Genomic DNA, 15,376 nt, shown 5'->3' on the forward strand with positions numbered 1-15,376 from the left:
ACGGCCGCCTCACAAGTGGTAAACATCGATGACCTGGCGAACGTAATCGTTCTTCAGGATCACTTTCTTGGCTTTGATCAGCGGGTTTTCACCGCGCACATCAAGGGTGTAGAAACTGCTGCCGAAGTAGCTGTCGACGGTCTTGTAGCGAAAGCTCAGGGTGTGCCAGTTGAAGCGCACCTTGCACAAGCCGTCGGCCTGTTCCAGCAGCTCGATGTTGCAGATGTTGTGGGACGTGCGGGTGTCCGGAACGCTTGCGCTGGAGCGCTCGGTCTTGATGCGGAAGATGCGGTCTTCCAGGCCGGTGCGGTTGCCGTACCAGATCAGCGAGATTTCCCGCTGCGGGTCTTCGGTCAACTCGTCATTGTCATCCCACGACGGCATCCAGAAAGTGGCGTCCGGGGCGTACAGCTCCAGCCACTCATCCCACTGCCGGTCATCGAGGTAACGCGCTTCGCGGTAGAGAAAGTCGCGCACGGTATCAAAGGAAATGGTCATTGCACGTCCTCCACGGCGATCAACTTCGACTGCTCGGCGGCCAGGGCCTTGAGCATGGTCTGCTGCCAGTATTTATGTTGCAGCACGAACAGGCCTTCGTCTTCGGTGCGCACGCCACTGAGCAGCGGATGCAGGTCGATTTCCTTGGCCGCGTCATCGGCACCTTCGATCCAGTGCTCGGCGCCACGGGACATGTCGTTCCAGGTCGTCACGCTGCCCTGGTAGCTGGTCTGGCAGGAGCGGAACTCTTCCAGATCGTCAGGCGTGGCCATGCCGCTGACATTGAAGAAATCCTCGTACTGGCGAATGCGGCTGGAACGCGCGTGGTCGCTTTCGCCTTTGGGGGCGATGCAGTAAATGGTGATTTCCGTGCGGTCGACCGAGATCGGCCGGGCGATGCGGATTTGCGAGCTGAACTGGTCCATCAGGTACACGTTCGGGTACAGGCACAGGTTGCGCGAGTTCTCGATCATCCAGTCGGCGCGGGCCTTGCCGAAATCCTGGGCCAGCTCATCGCGACGTTCATACAGCGGACGGTCTTCCGGGTTGGCCCAACGGGTCCAGAGCAGCATGTGGCCCTTGTCGAAGGAATAGAAACCGCCGCCCTGCTTGGCCCAGCTACCGGCGCTCATGGTCGGATTTTCGTCACCGGCCTCGCGTTGCTTGCGCTGGTTCTGGGTGGCCGCGTAGTTCCAGTGCACCGAGCTGACGTGGTAGCCATCGGCGCCGTTTTCCGCAGTGAGTTTCCAGTTGCCTTCGTAGATGTAGCTGGACGAACCGCGCAGCACTTCCAGGCCATCGGCGGACTGATCGACGATCATGTCGATGATCTTCGCCGACTCGCCCAGGTGTTCGACCAAAGGCAGCACATCAGCGTTCAGGCTGCCGAACAGGAAGCCGCGATAAGACTCGAAACGCGCCACTTTGGTCAGGTCGTGGGAGCCTTCGCAGTTGAAGCTCGATGGGTAGCCGGCGTTGGCCGGGTCTTTGACTTTGAGCAGCTTGCCGGAATTGTTGAAGGTCCAGCCGTGGAACGGGCAGGTGTAGGAACTCTTGTTGCCGGACTTGTGCCGGCACAGGGTCGCGCCGCGATGACTGCAGGCGTTGATGAAGGCGTTGAGCACACCGTCCTTGTTGCGCGCGATAAAGATCGACTGGCGCCCCATGGTGGTGGTGTAGAAATCGTTGATGTTGGGGATCTGGCTCTCGTGGGCCAGATACAACCAGTTGCCTTCGAAGATGTGCTGCATCTCGAGATCGAACAGGCGCGGGTCGGTGAACATCTCGCGTTTGCAGCGATAGATGCCCTGCTCTGGATCGTCTTCAAGCAGGGACTCAAGGTATTCGGGTCGCAGGGTCATGGCCGCCGCCTCCATTGTTATTGTTCAGGCAAGGCTCATGCTAGGACGGGGCAATGGGGGTGGACTATCCGCGGGGTGCAGACCTTTATCCGATTTGTGCAGGATGGTTTTTTATCGGAGCGAAGCTACCGAGATAGATGTCTGCCAAGACTTGAAACCTGTGGTGTATTCAGACTTGCGCTTACAACAAATCAATGCCGACGCTTGAGGGTGTCGGACGGCAATTCGCCGAACTGCTTGCGATAGCTGTCGGAGAACCGTCCCAGATGCAGGAAACCATAATCCATGGCCACCTCTGTGACATTGCGCACATTGCAGGTCGGGTCGCTCAGACAGGCGTTGATGCGTTCCAGGCGTTTTTGGCGGATGTAGTTTTTCGGGGTGGTGTCGGCGTTGCGTTCGAACAGGCCGTACAACGAGCGCAAACTCATGTGCGCCTGGCGCGCCAGTTCTTCGCTGTCGATGTTCTGCTTGAGATTACGGGCGATGTAGTCGGCAATCGCTTCGAAGGTGGCGGTCTGCGAGCCGAGTTCGAGGCGGCTGACGTTGGTTTTCATCAGGCTGAGCATCTTGCTGACGATGATCTGCGCGTAGTGCTCCTGCACCTTGGGGATCTGCTCGGTGGCTTCGGCTTCCTGGCAGATCATCGCCAGCAGGCCGACGAAACCTTCCAGTTCATTGAGCTGATAACGGTTCTCCAGAAACCGTACGCCCTGCCCCGGATAGCGCCAACGCTGCTCATCGCAGACGGACTCAAGCAGCGTCGTGGGGACCTTGAGGATGAATTTTTCGCAATCGTCGGAGTACGTCAGGTCGACCGGATCGTCGGGGTTGATCAGCAGTAATTCACCGGGGGCGAAGTAGTGCTCCTGCCCGTGTCCGCGCCACAGGCAATTGCCCTGCAGCAACACTTGCAAGTGATAGATGCTTTCCAGCGCGCCCGACGTGACACGAACGCTGCCGCCGTAACTGATGCGGCACAGGTCGAGGCTGGCAAATTTGCGGTGGTTGAGACTGGCCAGTGGCCGCCCGGCGCGGGGCATGAGGATGCAATGGTTGCCGACATGCTGATTGACGTAGCCCGACACCGCGTATGGGTCGGCATGGTCAAATACAGTGCTGCGCTGACTCAACAGTTGCACTTGCATCATCAGGTCACTCTCGTTGTTCTTATGGGGTGCGTCGGGTCATTCTAAGGCAGTACTTGCAGCGGTGTATCAGTGGACCGACCTGTGGCCGGTGAAACCTGTGAGCGAGCATGCTCGCGATGGACTTGAGGACGCCGCGGGGATTCAGGCACCCAGCGTCATCATTAGCGACCATCGCGAGCAAGCTCGCTCCTACAGGGGCGGATGTGTTCAGTCCTCCAGTGCACGAACCCGCTCGTGGCGCTGCTGCTCTTCAGGCTGGGCCGACGACTGCAGGGTGAAGTCGAAGTCGATTTCGGCAAAGCGACCGCTGACACCGTGCGCCGCTGCACGCGCCTGGTCTTCGCTGAAGGTGATTTTCGCAATCAGTTCATCGCGGGTGGCGTAGGCGAAATCGTCATGCAGGTACTGATCACCATCCAGGTTGATCTGGGTGGTCAGGTGACGATGGTCCGGCGCGGAAATGAAGAAGTGGATGTGCGCCGGGCGCTGGCCGTGACGGCCCAGTTGATCGAGCAGTTGTTGGGTCGGACCGTCCGGCGGGCAGCCGTAGCCCGACGGCACGATGCTGCGGAAACGGTAGCGGCCTTCGGCATCGGTGACGATACGGCGGCGCAGGTTGAATTCCGATTGCGTGGTATCGAAGTACGAGTAGGTGCCGCCGGTGTTGGCGTGCCAGACATCCACCACGGCGCCGGCCAAGGGTTCGCCAGCCGTGTTGAACACGCGGCCTTGCATGAACAGGGTCACACCCGGATCGACGCCATCGTCCAGACGCGCTTCACCTTGGGACAGCGGCGCACCGGCCACGTACAGCGGGCCTTCGATGGTGCGCGGGGTACCGCCGGATTTGCCGGCCTGTTCGTCTTCGGCGTCCATCAACAGGTCGAGATAATGTTCCAGGCCCAGCCCGGCCACTACCAGCCCGGCCTCCTGGCGTGCACCCAGCACGTTGAGGTAGTTGACCGCTTTCCAGAACTCTTCCGGGGTCACGGCGAGGTCTTCGATGATGTTCACCGAATCACGCAGGATGCGGTAGACCAGCGCTTTGGTCCGTGGATCGCCGGCGTCATTGTGCAGGCCGCTGGCTTCTTCGAGAAATTTCTGGACTTCGGCAGTATGGGAAATCTTGACGTTCATTTTATCGGTTCCTCATCTTGTAATTATTGGCAAAGCGAACTGAACAGGCTGGGTTCAGCGGTCATCCTCGCGAATGGACGAAGGATGCCGGCACATCGCGGTGACTTCGATCGCCATGTACGGATACAACGGCAATTGCATGAGCAAATCGTGCAGTTCCTGGACGCTGTCGACATCAAACACGCTGTAATTGGCGTACAGGCCGGCGATACGCCACAGGTGACGCCACTTGCCTTGGTCCTGCAGGCGCTGGGCCAGGGCTTTTTCGTCGGCCTTGAGCTGCGCGGCGCGCTCGGGGTTCATGTCGACCGGCAAATTCACGGTCATCTTTACGTGGAACAGCATAATGCTCTCCTCAGGCTTGATGAATGGCAGTGGATGTCTTGTCGCGGCGGAAAAACGCCAGGCGTTCTTCATCCAGGCTCAGGCCCAGACCCGGGGCTTTCGGCACATGCAGCTCGAAATCGCGATACACCAGCGGTTCGCCGAGAATGTCTTCGGTCAGCAGCAGCGGGCCGAACAGTTCGGTGTCCCACGCCAGTTTGTTCAGGGTCACAAAGGCATGAGCCGAGGCCATGGTGCCGATGCCGCCTTCGAGCATGGTCCCGCCGTACAGGCCGATGCCGGCCGCTTCGGCGATAGCGGCAGTACGCAGCACAGCGCGCGGACCACCGTTCTTGGCGATTTTCAGGGCGAACACCGATGCCGCGCCTTCGCGGGCCAGGTTGAACGCATCTTCCACGCACTCGATGGACTCGTCGGCCATGATCGGCGCCGGGCTCATGGCATTCAGGCGCGCCATGCCGGCGCGGTTATTACGCGAAATCGGCTGTTCGATCAGGTCGATGCCATTGGTGCCGAGGATCCGACAGGCCCGCAGCGCCACCGCTTCGTCCCAGGCCTGATTGACATCGACCCGCACGCTGGCGCGATCGCCCAGAGCCTTCTTGATGGCAATGACGTGGGCCAGGTCGCGGTTGACCTCGCCGGCACCGATTTTCAGTTTGAAGATGCGGTGGCGACGCAGGTCGAGCATTTTTTCCGCTTCGGCGATGTCCTTCTGGGTATCGCCACTGGCCAGGGTCCAGGCCACCGGCAGCGCATCACGCACGCGGCCGCCGAGCAACTCGCTGACCGGCACACCAAGGCGCTTGCCCTGGGCGTCGAGCAGCGCGGTTTCGATACCGGATTTGGCGAAGGTGTTGCCACGGATGCTGCGTTCCAGGCGCAACATCGCCGCGTTGACGTTGCCGCTGTCCTGGCCGATCAACAGGGGCGCGAAGTGCGTATCGATGTTGGTCTTGATGCTGTCAGGGCTTTCATTGCCGTAAGCCAGGCCACCGATGGTGGTGGATTCGCCGATACCTTCGATGCCATCGGCGCACCGCACGCGAATGATCACCAGGGTCTGGTTCTGCATGGTGTGCATCGCCAGCTTGTGCGGGCGGATGGTCGGCAGATCGACGATGATCGTCTCGATCGATTCAATGGCAGTTGCAAGCATTTCGATACCCATCAGGTTCTTGGAGTTCTGGAATCGATTCTCGTACGGCTTTTTTCCCGACGCCAATATAGAATTGGTCTGACTTGATACCTTTAAGGTATGCAACCAATCTGCGACTGGAGGCTCCATGGAACTGCGTCACCTGCGTTACTTCCAGGTATTGGCTCAAACCCTCAACTTCACCCGCGCCGCCGAGTTGCTGCACATCGCCCAGCCGCCCCTGAGCCGGCAGATCCAGCAACTGGAGGACGAGCTGGGGGTGATGTTGCTCGAGCGCGGTCGGCCGCTGAAGCTGACGGATGCCGGGCGGTTTTTCCATGAACACTCCACGGCCCTGCTCGAACAACTGAACAAGGTTTGCGACAACACGCGGCGCATAGGCCTGGGGGAAAAGACCTGGCTGGGCATCGGTTTTGCACCGTCGACGCTGTACGGCGTGCTACCGGAACTGATCCGCCGCTTGCGCAGCGGCGAGCCGTTGGAGCTGGAGCTGGGGCTGTCGGAAATGACCACCTTGCAACAAGTGCAGGCGCTCAAGGCCGGACGCATCGATATCGGCTTCGGCCGGATACGCATCGACGACCCTGCGATTGTCCAGACGGTACTGACCGAAGATCGCCTGGTCGCCGCCCTGCCCGCCGGCCACCCGTTGCTGGCCGGCCCCATCAGCCTGCGCGACCTGGCCAGAGAACCCTTCGTACTCTACCCCGGCAATCCACGCCCCAGCTATGCAGACCATGTGATCGCCCTGTTCGAATCCTATGGCGTGAGCATCCACGTGGCGCAATGGACCAATGAGCTGCAAACGGCGATCGGCCTGGTGGGGGCCGGGATCGGGGTCACGCTGGTGCCGGCTTCGGTGCAATTGCTGCACCGCGACGACATCGGCTTCACGCCGCTGCTGGAAGACAACGCGACCTCGCCGATCATTCTCAGCCGACGGGTGGGCGATGTTTCACCAGGATTGAACCATTGTTTGCGAATGATTGAAGAGTTGCAGCCTAGGGATTGAATCTTCTGTAGCGAGAATAAATGGGGTAGTGCCGATGTTCGCTCCCACAAGAATTCCCTTCCAGCACCAGACATTCATTTAGCCGATTGGAGATTTACCGGGCAAACGCCCTGCGCCCCGCACTCATCTCGGTGCGCAACTCGCCGATCAGGTCGGTGATAGCCCGCACGCTGGTCAACTGCTCGGTCGATACGCCGTTGATCAGCAGTTCAACCCGGCCACTGACAGTGGTCGTAAACCTCGATGCGCAGCAAGCCTGCGCTTTCCGTGCATTCGCAGGACAGAGGGGTAAATCCGGACTCCACAATGTTGCACAAGACTGAGACGGGAAACATGGCCGATCCCTCGGACGGATTGGAACCCAATGAGAATAGCCGCGCTTTGCCATTTCTGCGCCAGGAAAAAGCGTTATCCGGTTCTCATTTCAAACACTTTTTCACTCGGAATTTTTCTTCCAGATCCAGTTCCAGAATCCCGGTAGTTGCACCGGTTGCGAACCATCGCGCACGGTGCGCGCCATCGCCGCCCGTTGCAGCGCGGCGGTGTCGTCGTAAAACGGCTGTTCTGCAACGTTCACTCCCGTCGCCCGGGCACTGTCGAGCAGGATCTGCAGGTACTCGCGGGTATGCCGGGCGGTGTAGCGGTTGAGGTCGTGGAAGGTCACCACCACCGGAATCACCCCATCGACCACCGGCAGTTCACCCAGGGCAATGCGCTCGCGCACTTCAGACATCGAGCGCAAGAAGTGAGCCCGCCGCCGGGGGCTGGCGTTGAAGCCCCAGATCTTGCCGTCGTTGGCGCTCAGGTCCGTCAGCAGCACATGCAGGCCATGTTGCTGATACGCGGCGAAGGTGCGTTTGTCGTAGTTCCAGAATGGCGGGCGCAGCAGGGTCGGTGGCGCACCGGTGATCGCGGTAATGTCGGCGCTGCCGTCGGTGAGTGCCTGTTCGAGTTCCTGTGGGTCGAGGGAACGATGATTGGTGTGCGAAGGCGTCGCGGTGTGGAAGCCGAGAATGTGCCCGGCATCGCGCTCGCGGTGCATGATTGCGCGCCCGATCTCGCTGCCGCCGGCCCGCGAGGCACGGGTCTGCACGAAGAACACGGCCTTGATGTCCGCTTGCAGGGGATTGCGCGCCAGACTGTCGAGCACGGTTTCCGTAGGGTTCCAGAAACTCGATGCGCTGGGGCCGTCATCGTAGGTCAGCAGGAAGCGGATCGGCGGTTGGGTTTGCAGACGTTGTTCGGTCTGCGGCGTCATTTCGATGGGAGCGGCAATACAGCCCAGCAGACTGACTGCCATGGCACACGCCGAGAGAACCTTGAGCAACTGTTTCATGTTTTGCCTTGGGCCAGACCGTTACGGTCAACACGTCAAACGGCAAAATTCCTTCGCCCGTTCATCCTTCCTCGGCCCGCAGGTCGCTGCGGGCTGAGGTTGGATAAGGGTACACAGTGTTTGGTTCCAGCGCTTGCGAACGTCCCGCGCTTACTTCGCCAGTGCCTGCTGGAACGAGCTGTCGATGATCGGTGCGGTCGCCAGTGCAGTCGGCAGCGCCTTGACCTTGAACAGGAAGTCCGCGGTGCTCTGTAGCCCCTTGACGGCCTGTTCACCGGGTTGCGCAACGGCATGAGCCTGGCCTGGATGTTTCTGGTGGCCGCCGAACTGATCGCGGCGACCAAAGGCCTGGGCGATCTGCTCAGTGACGGTCGCGAAACCTCGCGTCGTTGACCGAGTTGCAGCGGGCGCAAGTGATCTGAGTCGGTCCCGGTGTTGAAACGACTATGCTGAAAACACCAACAGGAGGATTCGGCCATGTGCGGACGCCTGTCGCAATACCGGGGCATCCACGATTTCGTGGCGGTGCTGAGCATCCCCGACGCGTTGATCAATCACGTCGGCGACCAGCCATTGGCCCATTACAACGCCCCGCCCACCACGCAACTGGCACTGCTGCACCTGGAGGACGACGGCTTGCATGCCGATTTGCAGCGCTGGAGCTGGCGACCGCACTGGGCGACCGATCGCGCGGCACCGATCAATGCGCGGGTCGAGAAAGTCGCGCACGGTCCGTTCTTCCGGGCGATCTGGCCACACCGCGCGATCTGCCCGATCGACAACTGGTTTGAATGGACCGATGCCGGAGACGGCACACGACAACCCTGGCTGATCCGCCGTCGCGACCGGAGGCCGGTTTTATGTGCGGCGATCGGACAGTTCCCCATAGGCACGGCAGTGCCTCGGGACGATGACGGTTTCGTCATCATCACTGCCGACAGCGCGGGTGGGATGGTGGATATTCACGACCGCCGACCGGTGGTGTTGTCACCCGAGCTGGCGCTGGAATGGCTGGACCCGGCCACGCCCAAGGAGCGGGCCGAGCAAATGGTACTTTTGCAGGGGGAAGACAGTGATGTATTCGAGTGGTACAGGGTCGATAAAGCGCTTAACAATGCCAGAAACCAAGGGGCCGAATTAATTGCAAAGATCACTTGAACTGTCAGTATCGACAGAACCGCGGGCATAAGTAACAAGGTGATGTAAGTCACTGTTTCAACGATTGCTTCAACGAATTAACACTTATGAAAGCACATACGTTTTGTGAATGAACCGCTTGTCCGACAATCCTTTGGCCATACATACATTTACAATAAGTACGGCTAGCATCCGCGCCGCATTTCCAGTGCCACAGCCAGTTGACCAAAGAGTCAGCAGCTAAGGACACTCCCAAAAATAACAAGCCTTGCAGAGAACCAAATTGCGCGACGATTTTACAAATAATCAAGTCGTGAGTCTGGCGTGTGTCTATCTCACAAAGACTGAACACTACCAACTCGACTGTTTTATCGGGCAATACATACAAACCCGAAATCTAGGATCAGTCCCCAATATCGACAACCTTCTGAGTTCGACACTTGAATGCTATCCAGGCAGGCCGCCGGTGATGGTCAACGAGTTGAATGCCTGGATCGACAGGACGCTGGGCTATCGGGCCACTCATCCCGATTTTCTGTCGCTGGAAGACGTTTGAACCCCTTTTGAGTACTTGTGGGAGCGAGCAGGCTCGCTCCCACAAAAGAAAAGCGACCCTCAGGGTTTCAACGGGATTTCGATATCACGCTCCGACAGCTCTCTGCTGCGGTCATGCTTCCACGTCTTTTCTTCATGCTCCTGCTGCTCAATCTCTTCTTCCGAGGGTTCATCCTCTACTTCTTCGGGATCCGGACGCTTGGGTTCATTGGCCATGTTCACCTCTCTTCCTGAAGGGATCGTTCATCAACCTTAAGCGTAGAACAATTTCTCACGCCCTGACTTACAGCCACCAACGCAGCAAAAAGAAAAACCCCATGCTCAACAACATGCTGAGCAACGTGTTGCGGGTGTACAGCACCAGGCCGACGGCCACCAGCGAGCTGATCAGGTACGGGTTATCCCACTGCAGATTCAACTGTTTCTCGGGCATGAACACAATCGGCCCGCAGATCGCCGTCAACATCCCCGGCACGGCGAAACCGAGAAACTGCCGGGCATTGCTGCTCAGGCGCACCGGCAGCCGCGGCTCCAGAAAGACATAGCGGTTGAGAAACACCAACGCACCCATGCCGATAATCACCGCCCAGACCATCATGTGCGCGCTCCCCAGAATTTGTTGCAGATAAACCCGGCGGTCATGCCCGCCAACCCCGACAGCACCAGCGCCGAGCCCCATTGCCAGTAGCTGAACAGCACCGAGCAGAACAGCGACACCACGACGCAGACCACGGTTGGCACGTTGCGTACCACCGGGGTGATCAAGGCGATGAAGGTGGCGGCGATGGAGAAGTCCAGCCCCAGGTGCTCAAGCCCCGGAATGCTGCTGCCGAGTACGATCCCGGCCAGGGTGAAGAGGTTCCACGCGATGTAGAACGTCAGGCCCACGCCCAGGGCATACCAGCGGTCGAACTGTTGTTTGTCGTGCTGGCTGGTCAGGGCGAATAACTCATCGGTGAGCAGAAAACCCAGGCCCACCCGCCAGCGTCCCGGCAATGGCGAGATCACCGAACGCATGCTCATTCCGTAGAGCAAATGCTGGGAGGTCAGCAACAAGGTGGTCAGCAGGATCGAAAAGATCCCGGCCCCGCCCTTGAGCATGCCGATGGCCACCAGTTGCGCGGCACCGGCAAACACGATGCTCGACAGGCCCTGGCCCTGCAGGGGCGTCAGATTGGCTTCGATCGCCATGGAACCGGCCAGCAAGCCCCAGGGCGCTGTCGCCAGGGACAGCGGCATGATCGCCGCAGCGCCGCGCAGGAACGCCGCGCGCGGCAAGTGTGAATTGGACATAACGCTCTACAACCAGGGGAAAGACCCCAGACTGTGCCAGCAGTCGCGGCCAATGGCTTGAACAATCTTGCGCATCTTGCCACTCATCGGCTGCCCGCTTGCTTCGAGTACCATGGAGCCATTCACCTGACGCCTGCGGGAGTCGACATGCTCTACCGAATCGCCGCCGATGGACTGGTGCTGTTTCACCTTTCGTTCATCCTGTTTGTCGTGTTCGGCGGGCTGCTGGTACTCAAATGGCGCCGCTTGATGGGGTGGCACCTGCCCGCTGCCGCCTGGGGTGTGGCCGTGGAACTGTTCCACCTGCCCTGCCCGTTGACTCGCTGGGAAAACCTGATGCGACACGCCGCCGGGCAGAGCGGCTACGGCGCCGGTTTCATCGAACACTATGTGTGGCCAGTGATTTATCCGGCCGGCCTGACTCCGGCTATTCAGCTTTGGCTGGCCGGTGTGGTGCTGGTGATCAACGTAGTGGTCTATCTTCGAGTGCTCAGGACGCTTTAAAAGATCGCAGCCTGTCGCGCCCCGGTTCGGCAAGGCGCCGTCAGTTGGCAATGACGCTCATGTTGCGACCGCTGGCCTTGGCCACGTATAGCGCCTTGTCGGCGGCACCGATCAACTCCTCGGTGCTGGTTTGTGATGCCGGATCGTAGCCGCACATACCGATGCTCACCGTGATCACGGCTTCCGGGCTTTCACTGTGCGCGAGGCCTGCCGTCTGCACCGCGCGGCGGATTTTCTCCGCTACCAGAAACGCTCCCACGTAATCGGTGCCGGGCAGCACCACGGCAAACTCTTCGCCACCAAAGCGCGCGGCCAGATCTCCGGGGCGCTTGATGTGTTCGATGATGATGGCCGCGATATTGCGCAAACACTGATCACCGGCCAAATGGCCGTAGTGATCGTTGAACGCCTTGAAATGATCGACATCGATCATCAGCAGCGCCAGACCGGTCAGGTTGCGCCGGGCACGCCCCGTTTCCGCCTGTATGAACAGATCGAACTGGCGCCGGTTGGCCAACCCGGTGAGCGCATCTTCCAGGGCCAGCAATTCCAGGTTGCGATTGAGTTCGAGGAGCTTGTCCTGGGATCCGAGCAACTCGACCTGGATACGGTTCTGCTGCTTCATCAACTTCATCAGGCGATAACCGAGTACACCGAGAAACCCGAGCAACAATGACACGATCACCGCACTGAGCATTGACTCCTTGCGCCAGCCGGCCAGCACTTCGTCCTTGTTCAGCGCTGCAAAGATAATCAGCGGATACCCCTCGACCCGGCGATAGCCCACCACTCGCTCGACGCCATCGATGATCGATTTGATCGTCGCCGTGCCGGAACTGGCGTGTGGCAGCAACTGGGTGAACAGCGGGCTTTTGGCCAGGCTGGTACCGATGTCCGCCTCGTTGAACGGCCGACGCACGACGATCGAGGCATTGTCGGCAATCAGGTTGATCACGCCGTTACGGCCCATGTCGATACTGTCGTAGAGCTGCAGGAAGTGCGTGAGGTAGATCGTCGCCAGCGCAACGCCGGCGAAACTGCCGTCGGGGTGATTGACCCGTCGCGACACCGTCATGATCCATTCGCCGCTGGAACGGCTCTTGATTGACGGACCGATGTGCGGACCGCGGTCCGGATGATCGCGATGGTAGATGAAGTACTCGCGGTCGGAGTTATTGGCGACGCCGACCTCGGCACCATTGGAATTGGCGATCCACTTCCCGGTTTCGTCATACACGAACAGGCCATGGAGCTGGCTCAACTCACTGCGCTGGGCACTGAGCAAGCGTTGCAGGCGATTGAGCCGGCCTTCTTCAATGCCGTCGTTTTCCAGGCGATCGACCAGGCTGAACAACAAGGTATCGGCCTGCTTGATCGACGCCTGAGCCTGCGAGGCCAGAGTCTGCGCAAGGTTGGACATCGCCACTTCCTTGTCCTGCAGATGATACTGCCGCGCGCTCCAGACTTCCCAGCTGACGATCAGCGCCATCGACAGGCACACCGCAACCAATAGCGTCACCGCCGCGCGAACCTTGAGCCTGGCGACGCCGGGCCGGTTTTTTTCGATGCGGTCGTAGATTGATGGGTGCCCCATGACATTCGCTCCTTGAATCGTGTTGACAGACGCCGGCGGTTTACCGCGATGCCTGCTTCACAGCCTCGATCCAGACCGGGTCCAGCCGCGTCTGTTCAGTGTCGATACCCAGCGCTTGCATCCGCGCCTTGTGCTGATCCATTTCCCGGATCAACTGCCCATGATCGCTGGAGTTACCGTCCAGCTGGTGCATTTGGTTCAAACCCAGATGATAGAACCGTAGCAGCTTCATTGCGCTCGGATCACCTGCATCAACCGCCGCCGTGACGTGATGCATGACGTTGGTGACGCTCATCAGACTGCGCTTGAGCTGCCAGCTGTAGACCGCCGGCGCCATCCATGCCTGAGTCCAGAATACCTTGCGCATCAGCGCTGCCATTACCAGTACGGCGGCAAACACGCCGCCGATGTTGAAGCGCAGATTGTCCCCGCCAGGCATACCGAACAACGCCACCGCCGTGGTGGACAGCACCATCGCCAGTGCCAGGAAAATCAGCGCGATGATCAGCGTGCTGCGTCGCGTCTGTTGCCGATAGGTTTCGGCGTTCATCGGCTGGATTTCGAACATTACGTCGGTTTTCCTTCAATCACGGACAAAAAGAGTGCAGGCATTATCGCCTCTGCGAGGGATTTAGCTATGCTGGGGCTCCTTTTCATCTTTTCATCGTCAAACGGGGGACGTGGCGAGACCGCGCAGTTCGTGCCATCTTCTTTCATGGATACACACTATTCGGATGCCATTCGTTATTTCTGTGGGAATGACATCGTTTTAAGGATCATTGAATGACCCAACGACAAGTAATCAACGCTTCGGTCAGCCCGAAAGGCAGCTTGGAAACACTCTCCCAACGGGAAGTCCAGCAACTGAGCGAAGCCGGATCCGGCAGCACCTACGACATCTTCCGCCAATGCGCCCTGGCCATCCTCAATACCGGCGCCCACGTCGATAACGCCAAGACCATCCTCGAAGCCTACAAGGACTTCGAAATCCGCATCCACCAACAAGACCGCGGCGTACGCCTGGAACTGCTGAACGCCCCGGCCGATGCTTTCGTCGACGGCGAAATGATCGCCAGCACCCGTGAAATGCTGTTCAGCGCCCTGCGCGACATCGTCTATACCGAAAACGAACTCGACAGCCAACGCATCGACCTGAGTACCTCCCAGGGCATCAGCGACTACGTGTTCCACCTGCTGCGCAATGCCCGCACCCTGCGTCCCGGCGTCGAGCCGAAGATCGTGGTGTGCTGGGGCGGTCACTCGATCAATACCGAAGAATACAAATACACCAAGAAAGTCGGCCATGAACTGGGCCTGCGCAGCCTCGACGTCTGCACCGGTTGCGGCCCCGGTGTGATGAAAGGCCCGATGAAAGGCGCCACCATCGCCCACGCCAAACAGCGCATCCACGGCGGCCGTTACCTGGGCCTGACCGAACCCGGAATCATCGCTGCCGAGGCGCCGAACCCGATCGTCAACGAACTGGTGATCCTGCCGGACATCGAAAAACGCCTGGAAGCCTTCGTGCGCGTCGGCCACGGCATCATCATCTTCCCGGGCGGCGCCGGGACGGCCGAAGAGTTCCTGTACCTGCTGGGCATCCTGATGCACCCGGGCAACGAAGGCCTGCCCTTCCCGGTCATCCTCACCGGCCCGAAACACGCCGCACCGTATCTGGAACAACTCGACGCCTTCGTCGGCGCCACCCTGGGCGAAGGGGCCAAGAAGCATTACCAGATCATCATCGACGATCCGGCGGAAGTCGCCCGGCAGATGACCCTGGGCCTCAAGGCGGTCAAACAGTTCCGCCGCGAGCGCAACGATGCGTTCCATTTCAACTGGCTGCTGAAAATCGACGAAGGCTTCCAGCGCCCATTCGACCCGACCCACGAAAACATGGCCAACCTGAAACTGAGCCGCGACCTGCCGGCCCACGAACTGGCCGCCAACCTGCGCCGCGCGTTCTCCGGCATCGTTGCCGGCAACGTCAAGGACAAGGGCATCCGCCTGATCGAAAAACACGGGCCTTACCAGATCCGTGGCGATGCGGCGGTCATGCAGCCGCTGGACCAACTGCTCAAGGCCTTCGTCGCCCAGCACCGGATGAAACTGCCCGGTGGCGCGGCGTATGTACCCTGTTATCAAGTGGTTGCATAACCGAGCGCTGACGGGTTGTTTTTCTGTGGGAGCAGCCGGTCGACGCTCGACTGCTCGCGATGGACGTGAACGATAACGCGTGCTGCCTGAATGAACGCGTAGTCCTGACGTTTTTCGCGAGCAGGCTCGCTCCCACG

Annotated in this window: 17 protein-coding genes and 3 pseudogenes; 6 read left to right on the forward strand and 14 right to left on the reverse strand. The window is 59.7% G+C overall.

Annotation, left to right across the window (positions count from 1 at the left end; all coding sequences use genetic code 11):
* Window positions 1–9 precede the first annotated feature (9 nt).
* From benB to FFS64_RS10095, 6 genes are all read right to left on the reverse strand, one after another.
* Window positions 10–498, reverse strand: coding sequence for a benzoate 1,2-dioxygenase small subunit (gene benB / locus FFS64_RS10070; protein WP_137805250.1), 489 nt, complete (start codon window positions 496–498; stop codon window positions 10–12).
* Window positions 495–1,859: a benzoate 1,2-dioxygenase large subunit gene (gene benA, locus FFS64_RS10075; protein WP_137805251.1), complete on the reverse strand. Its 1,365-nt coding sequence runs from the start codon at window positions 1,857–1,859 to the stop codon at window positions 495–497. The genes benB and benA overlap by 4 nt, the downstream gene beginning before the upstream one ends.
* 191 nt (window positions 1,860–2,050) lie before the next feature.
* On the reverse strand, window positions 2,051–3,010 hold the full coding sequence (locus FFS64_RS10080; protein ID WP_095193606.1) for an AraC family transcriptional regulator: 960 nt from the start codon (window positions 3,008–3,010) through the stop codon (window positions 2,051–2,053).
* 207 nt (window positions 3,011–3,217) lie between these two features.
* Window positions 3,218–4,147, reverse strand: coding sequence for a catechol 1,2-dioxygenase (gene catA, locus FFS64_RS10085; protein WP_137805252.1), 930 nt, complete (start codon window positions 4,145–4,147; stop codon window positions 3,218–3,220).
* 54 nt (window positions 4,148–4,201) lie between these two features.
* Window positions 4,202–4,492 carry a muconolactone Delta-isomerase gene (gene catC, locus FFS64_RS10090; protein WP_008029082.1) on the reverse strand — a complete coding sequence of 97 codons (291 nt, stop codon included), beginning with the start codon at window positions 4,490–4,492 and terminating at the stop codon, window positions 4,202–4,204.
* 10 nt (window positions 4,493–4,502) lie between these two features.
* Window positions 4,503–5,651 (reverse strand): muconate cycloisomerase family protein, encoded by a 1,149-nt coding sequence (locus FFS64_RS10095; protein ID WP_170948651.1) that lies wholly within the window; start codon window positions 5,649–5,651, stop codon window positions 4,503–4,505.
* A 127-nt stretch (window positions 5,652–5,778) separates the two neighbouring features.
* Here FFS64_RS10095 and FFS64_RS10100 point away from each other — a divergent pair, with 127 nt between their 5' ends.
* Window positions 5,779–6,663 carry a LysR family transcriptional regulator gene (locus FFS64_RS10100; protein ID WP_137805253.1) on the forward strand — a complete coding sequence of 295 codons (885 nt, stop codon included), beginning with the start codon at window positions 5,779–5,781 and terminating at the stop codon, window positions 6,661–6,663.
* A 94-nt stretch (window positions 6,664–6,757) separates the two neighbouring features.
* Here FFS64_RS10100 and FFS64_RS10105 read toward each other — a convergent pair.
* The 3 genes and pseudogenes from FFS64_RS10105 to FFS64_RS31655 form a co-directional block, all read right to left on the reverse strand.
* Window positions 6,758–6,998: pseudogene (locus FFS64_RS10105) on the reverse strand (DUF1652 domain-containing protein).
* Between the two features lie 101 nt (window positions 6,999–7,099).
* Entirely contained in the window at window positions 7,100–7,999 is a 900-nt protein-coding gene (locus FFS64_RS10110; RefSeq protein WP_137805254.1) for a polysaccharide deacetylase family protein, read from the reverse strand.
* 150 nt (window positions 8,000–8,149) lie between these two features.
* Window positions 8,150–8,269 (reverse strand): annotated as a pseudogene (locus tag FFS64_RS31655) (ABC transporter substrate-binding protein); the annotation flags it as partial.
* Between FFS64_RS31655 and FFS64_RS10120 the strand changes: the two are divergent.
* The 3 genes and pseudogenes from FFS64_RS10120 to FFS64_RS31660 form a co-directional block, all read left to right on the forward strand.
* Window positions 8,258–8,386: pseudogene (locus FFS64_RS10120) on the forward strand (ABC transporter permease); the annotation flags it as partial. The pseudogenes FFS64_RS31655 and FFS64_RS10120 overlap by 12 nt on opposite strands.
* Window positions 8,387–8,476: 90 nt before the next feature.
* The gene (locus FFS64_RS10125) at window positions 8,477–9,157 is read left to right on the forward strand and encodes an SOS response-associated peptidase (RefSeq protein WP_137805255.1); all 681 of its coding nucleotides are present in this window, start codon (window positions 8,477–8,479) and stop codon (window positions 9,155–9,157) included.
* A 262-nt stretch (window positions 9,158–9,419) separates the two neighbouring features.
* Window positions 9,420–9,692, forward strand: a complete 273-nt coding sequence (locus tag FFS64_RS31660; RefSeq protein WP_137805256.1) for a hypothetical protein — start codon at window positions 9,420–9,422, stop codon at window positions 9,690–9,692.
* Window positions 9,693–9,751: 59 nt separating this feature from the next.
* On the opposite strand, the gene FFS64_RS31250 is transcribed toward FFS64_RS31660, so the two are convergent.
* The 3 genes from FFS64_RS31250 to FFS64_RS10140 all read right to left on the reverse strand — a co-directional run bounded on the left by FFS64_RS31250 (window position 9,752) and on the right by FFS64_RS10140 (window position 10,984).
* Window positions 9,752–9,907, reverse strand: a complete 156-nt coding sequence (locus FFS64_RS31250) for a hypothetical protein (RefSeq protein WP_171017074.1) — start codon at window positions 9,905–9,907, stop codon at window positions 9,752–9,754.
* A gap of 67 nt (window positions 9,908–9,974) precedes the next feature.
* Window positions 9,975–10,286, reverse strand: coding sequence for an AzlD domain-containing protein (locus FFS64_RS10135; protein WP_137805298.1), 312 nt, complete (start codon window positions 10,284–10,286; stop codon window positions 9,975–9,977).
* A complete protein-coding gene (locus FFS64_RS10140; RefSeq protein WP_137805257.1) occupies window positions 10,286–10,984 on the reverse strand; it encodes an AzlC family ABC transporter permease in 699 nt (232 codons plus the stop codon). The genes FFS64_RS10135 and FFS64_RS10140 overlap by 1 nt, the downstream gene beginning before the upstream one ends.
* A gap of 147 nt (window positions 10,985–11,131) precedes the next feature.
* Between FFS64_RS10140 and FFS64_RS10145 the strand changes: the two genes are divergently transcribed.
* A complete protein-coding gene (locus FFS64_RS10145; protein ID WP_137805258.1) occupies window positions 11,132–11,488 on the forward strand; it encodes a DUF2784 domain-containing protein in 357 nt (118 codons plus the stop codon).
* Between the two features lie 40 nt (window positions 11,489–11,528).
* Here FFS64_RS10145 and FFS64_RS10150 read toward each other — a convergent pair whose 3' ends face one another.
* Both FFS64_RS10150 and FFS64_RS10155 read right to left on the reverse strand, forming a co-directional pair.
* The gene (locus FFS64_RS10150; RefSeq protein WP_137805259.1) at window positions 11,529–13,082 is read right to left on the reverse strand and encodes a sensor domain-containing diguanylate cyclase; all 1,554 of its coding nucleotides are present in this window, start codon (window positions 13,080–13,082) and stop codon (window positions 11,529–11,531) included.
* A 40-nt stretch (window positions 13,083–13,122) separates the two neighbouring features.
* Window positions 13,123–13,650, reverse strand: a complete 528-nt coding sequence (locus FFS64_RS10155; protein WP_137805260.1) for a DUF3087 family protein — start codon at window positions 13,648–13,650, stop codon at window positions 13,123–13,125.
* A 215-nt stretch (window positions 13,651–13,865) separates the two neighbouring features.
* Between FFS64_RS10155 and ppnN the strand changes: the two genes are divergently transcribed.
* Window positions 13,866–15,239 (forward strand): nucleotide 5'-monophosphate nucleosidase PpnN, encoded by a 1,374-nt coding sequence (gene ppnN, locus FFS64_RS10160; protein ID WP_137805261.1) that lies wholly within the window; start codon window positions 13,866–13,868, stop codon window positions 15,237–15,239.
* The last annotated feature ends 137 nt before the right edge of the window (window positions 15,240–15,376 follow it).

Source organism: Pseudomonas sp. G(2018), assembly GCF_005502415.1.
In the GTDB taxonomy this organism is placed as follows: domain Bacteria; phylum Pseudomonadota; class Gammaproteobacteria; order Pseudomonadales; family Pseudomonadaceae; genus Aquipseudomonas.

Coding starts and splice junctions, on each gene's coding strand:
- benB (WP_137805250.1), bottom strand. CDS start 498: ATGACCATTTCCTTTGATACCGTGCGCGACTTTCTCTACCGCGAAGCG.
- benA (WP_137805251.1), bottom strand. CDS start 1,859: ATGACCCTGCGACCCGAATACCTTGAGTCCCTGCTTGAAGACGATCCA.
- FFS64_RS10080 (WP_095193606.1), bottom strand. CDS start 3,010: ATGATGCAAGTGCAACTGTTGAGTCAGCGCAGCACTGTATTTGACCAT.
- catA (WP_137805252.1), bottom strand. CDS start 4,147: ATGAACGTCAAGATTTCCCATACTGCCGAAGTCCAGAAATTTCTCGAA.
- catC (WP_008029082.1), bottom strand. CDS start 4,492: ATGCTGTTCCACGTAAAGATGACCGTGAATTTGCCGGTCGACATGAAC.
- FFS64_RS10095 (WP_170948651.1), bottom strand. CDS start 5,651: ATGCTTGCAACTGCCATTGAATCGATCGAGACGATCATCGTCGATCTG.
- FFS64_RS10100 (WP_137805253.1), top strand. CDS start 5,779: ATGGAACTGCGTCACCTGCGTTACTTCCAGGTATTGGCTCAAACCCTC.
- FFS64_RS10110 (WP_137805254.1), bottom strand. CDS start 7,999: ATGAAACAGTTGCTCAAGGTTCTCTCGGCGTGTGCCATGGCAGTCAGT.
- FFS64_RS10125 (WP_137805255.1), top strand. CDS start 8,477: ATGTGCGGACGCCTGTCGCAATACCGGGGCATCCACGATTTCGTGGCG.
- FFS64_RS31250 (WP_171017074.1), bottom strand. CDS start 9,907: ATGGCCAATGAACCCAAGCGTCCGGATCCCGAAGAAGTAGAGGATGAA.
- FFS64_RS10135 (WP_137805298.1), bottom strand. CDS start 10,286: ATGGTCTGGGCGGTGATTATCGGCATGGGTGCGTTGGTGTTTCTCAAC.
- FFS64_RS10140 (WP_137805257.1), bottom strand. CDS start 10,984: ATGTCCAATTCACACTTGCCGCGCGCGGCGTTCCTGCGCGGCGCTGCG.
- FFS64_RS10145 (WP_137805258.1), top strand. CDS start 11,132: ATGCTCTACCGAATCGCCGCCGATGGACTGGTGCTGTTTCACCTTTCG.
- FFS64_RS10150 (WP_137805259.1), bottom strand. CDS start 13,082: ATGGGGCACCCATCAATCTACGACCGCATCGAAAAAAACCGGCCCGGC.
- FFS64_RS10155 (WP_137805260.1), bottom strand. CDS start 13,650: ATGTTCGAAATCCAGCCGATGAACGCCGAAACCTATCGGCAACAGACG.
- ppnN (WP_137805261.1), top strand. CDS start 13,866: ATGACCCAACGACAAGTAATCAACGCTTCGGTCAGCCCGAAAGGCAGC.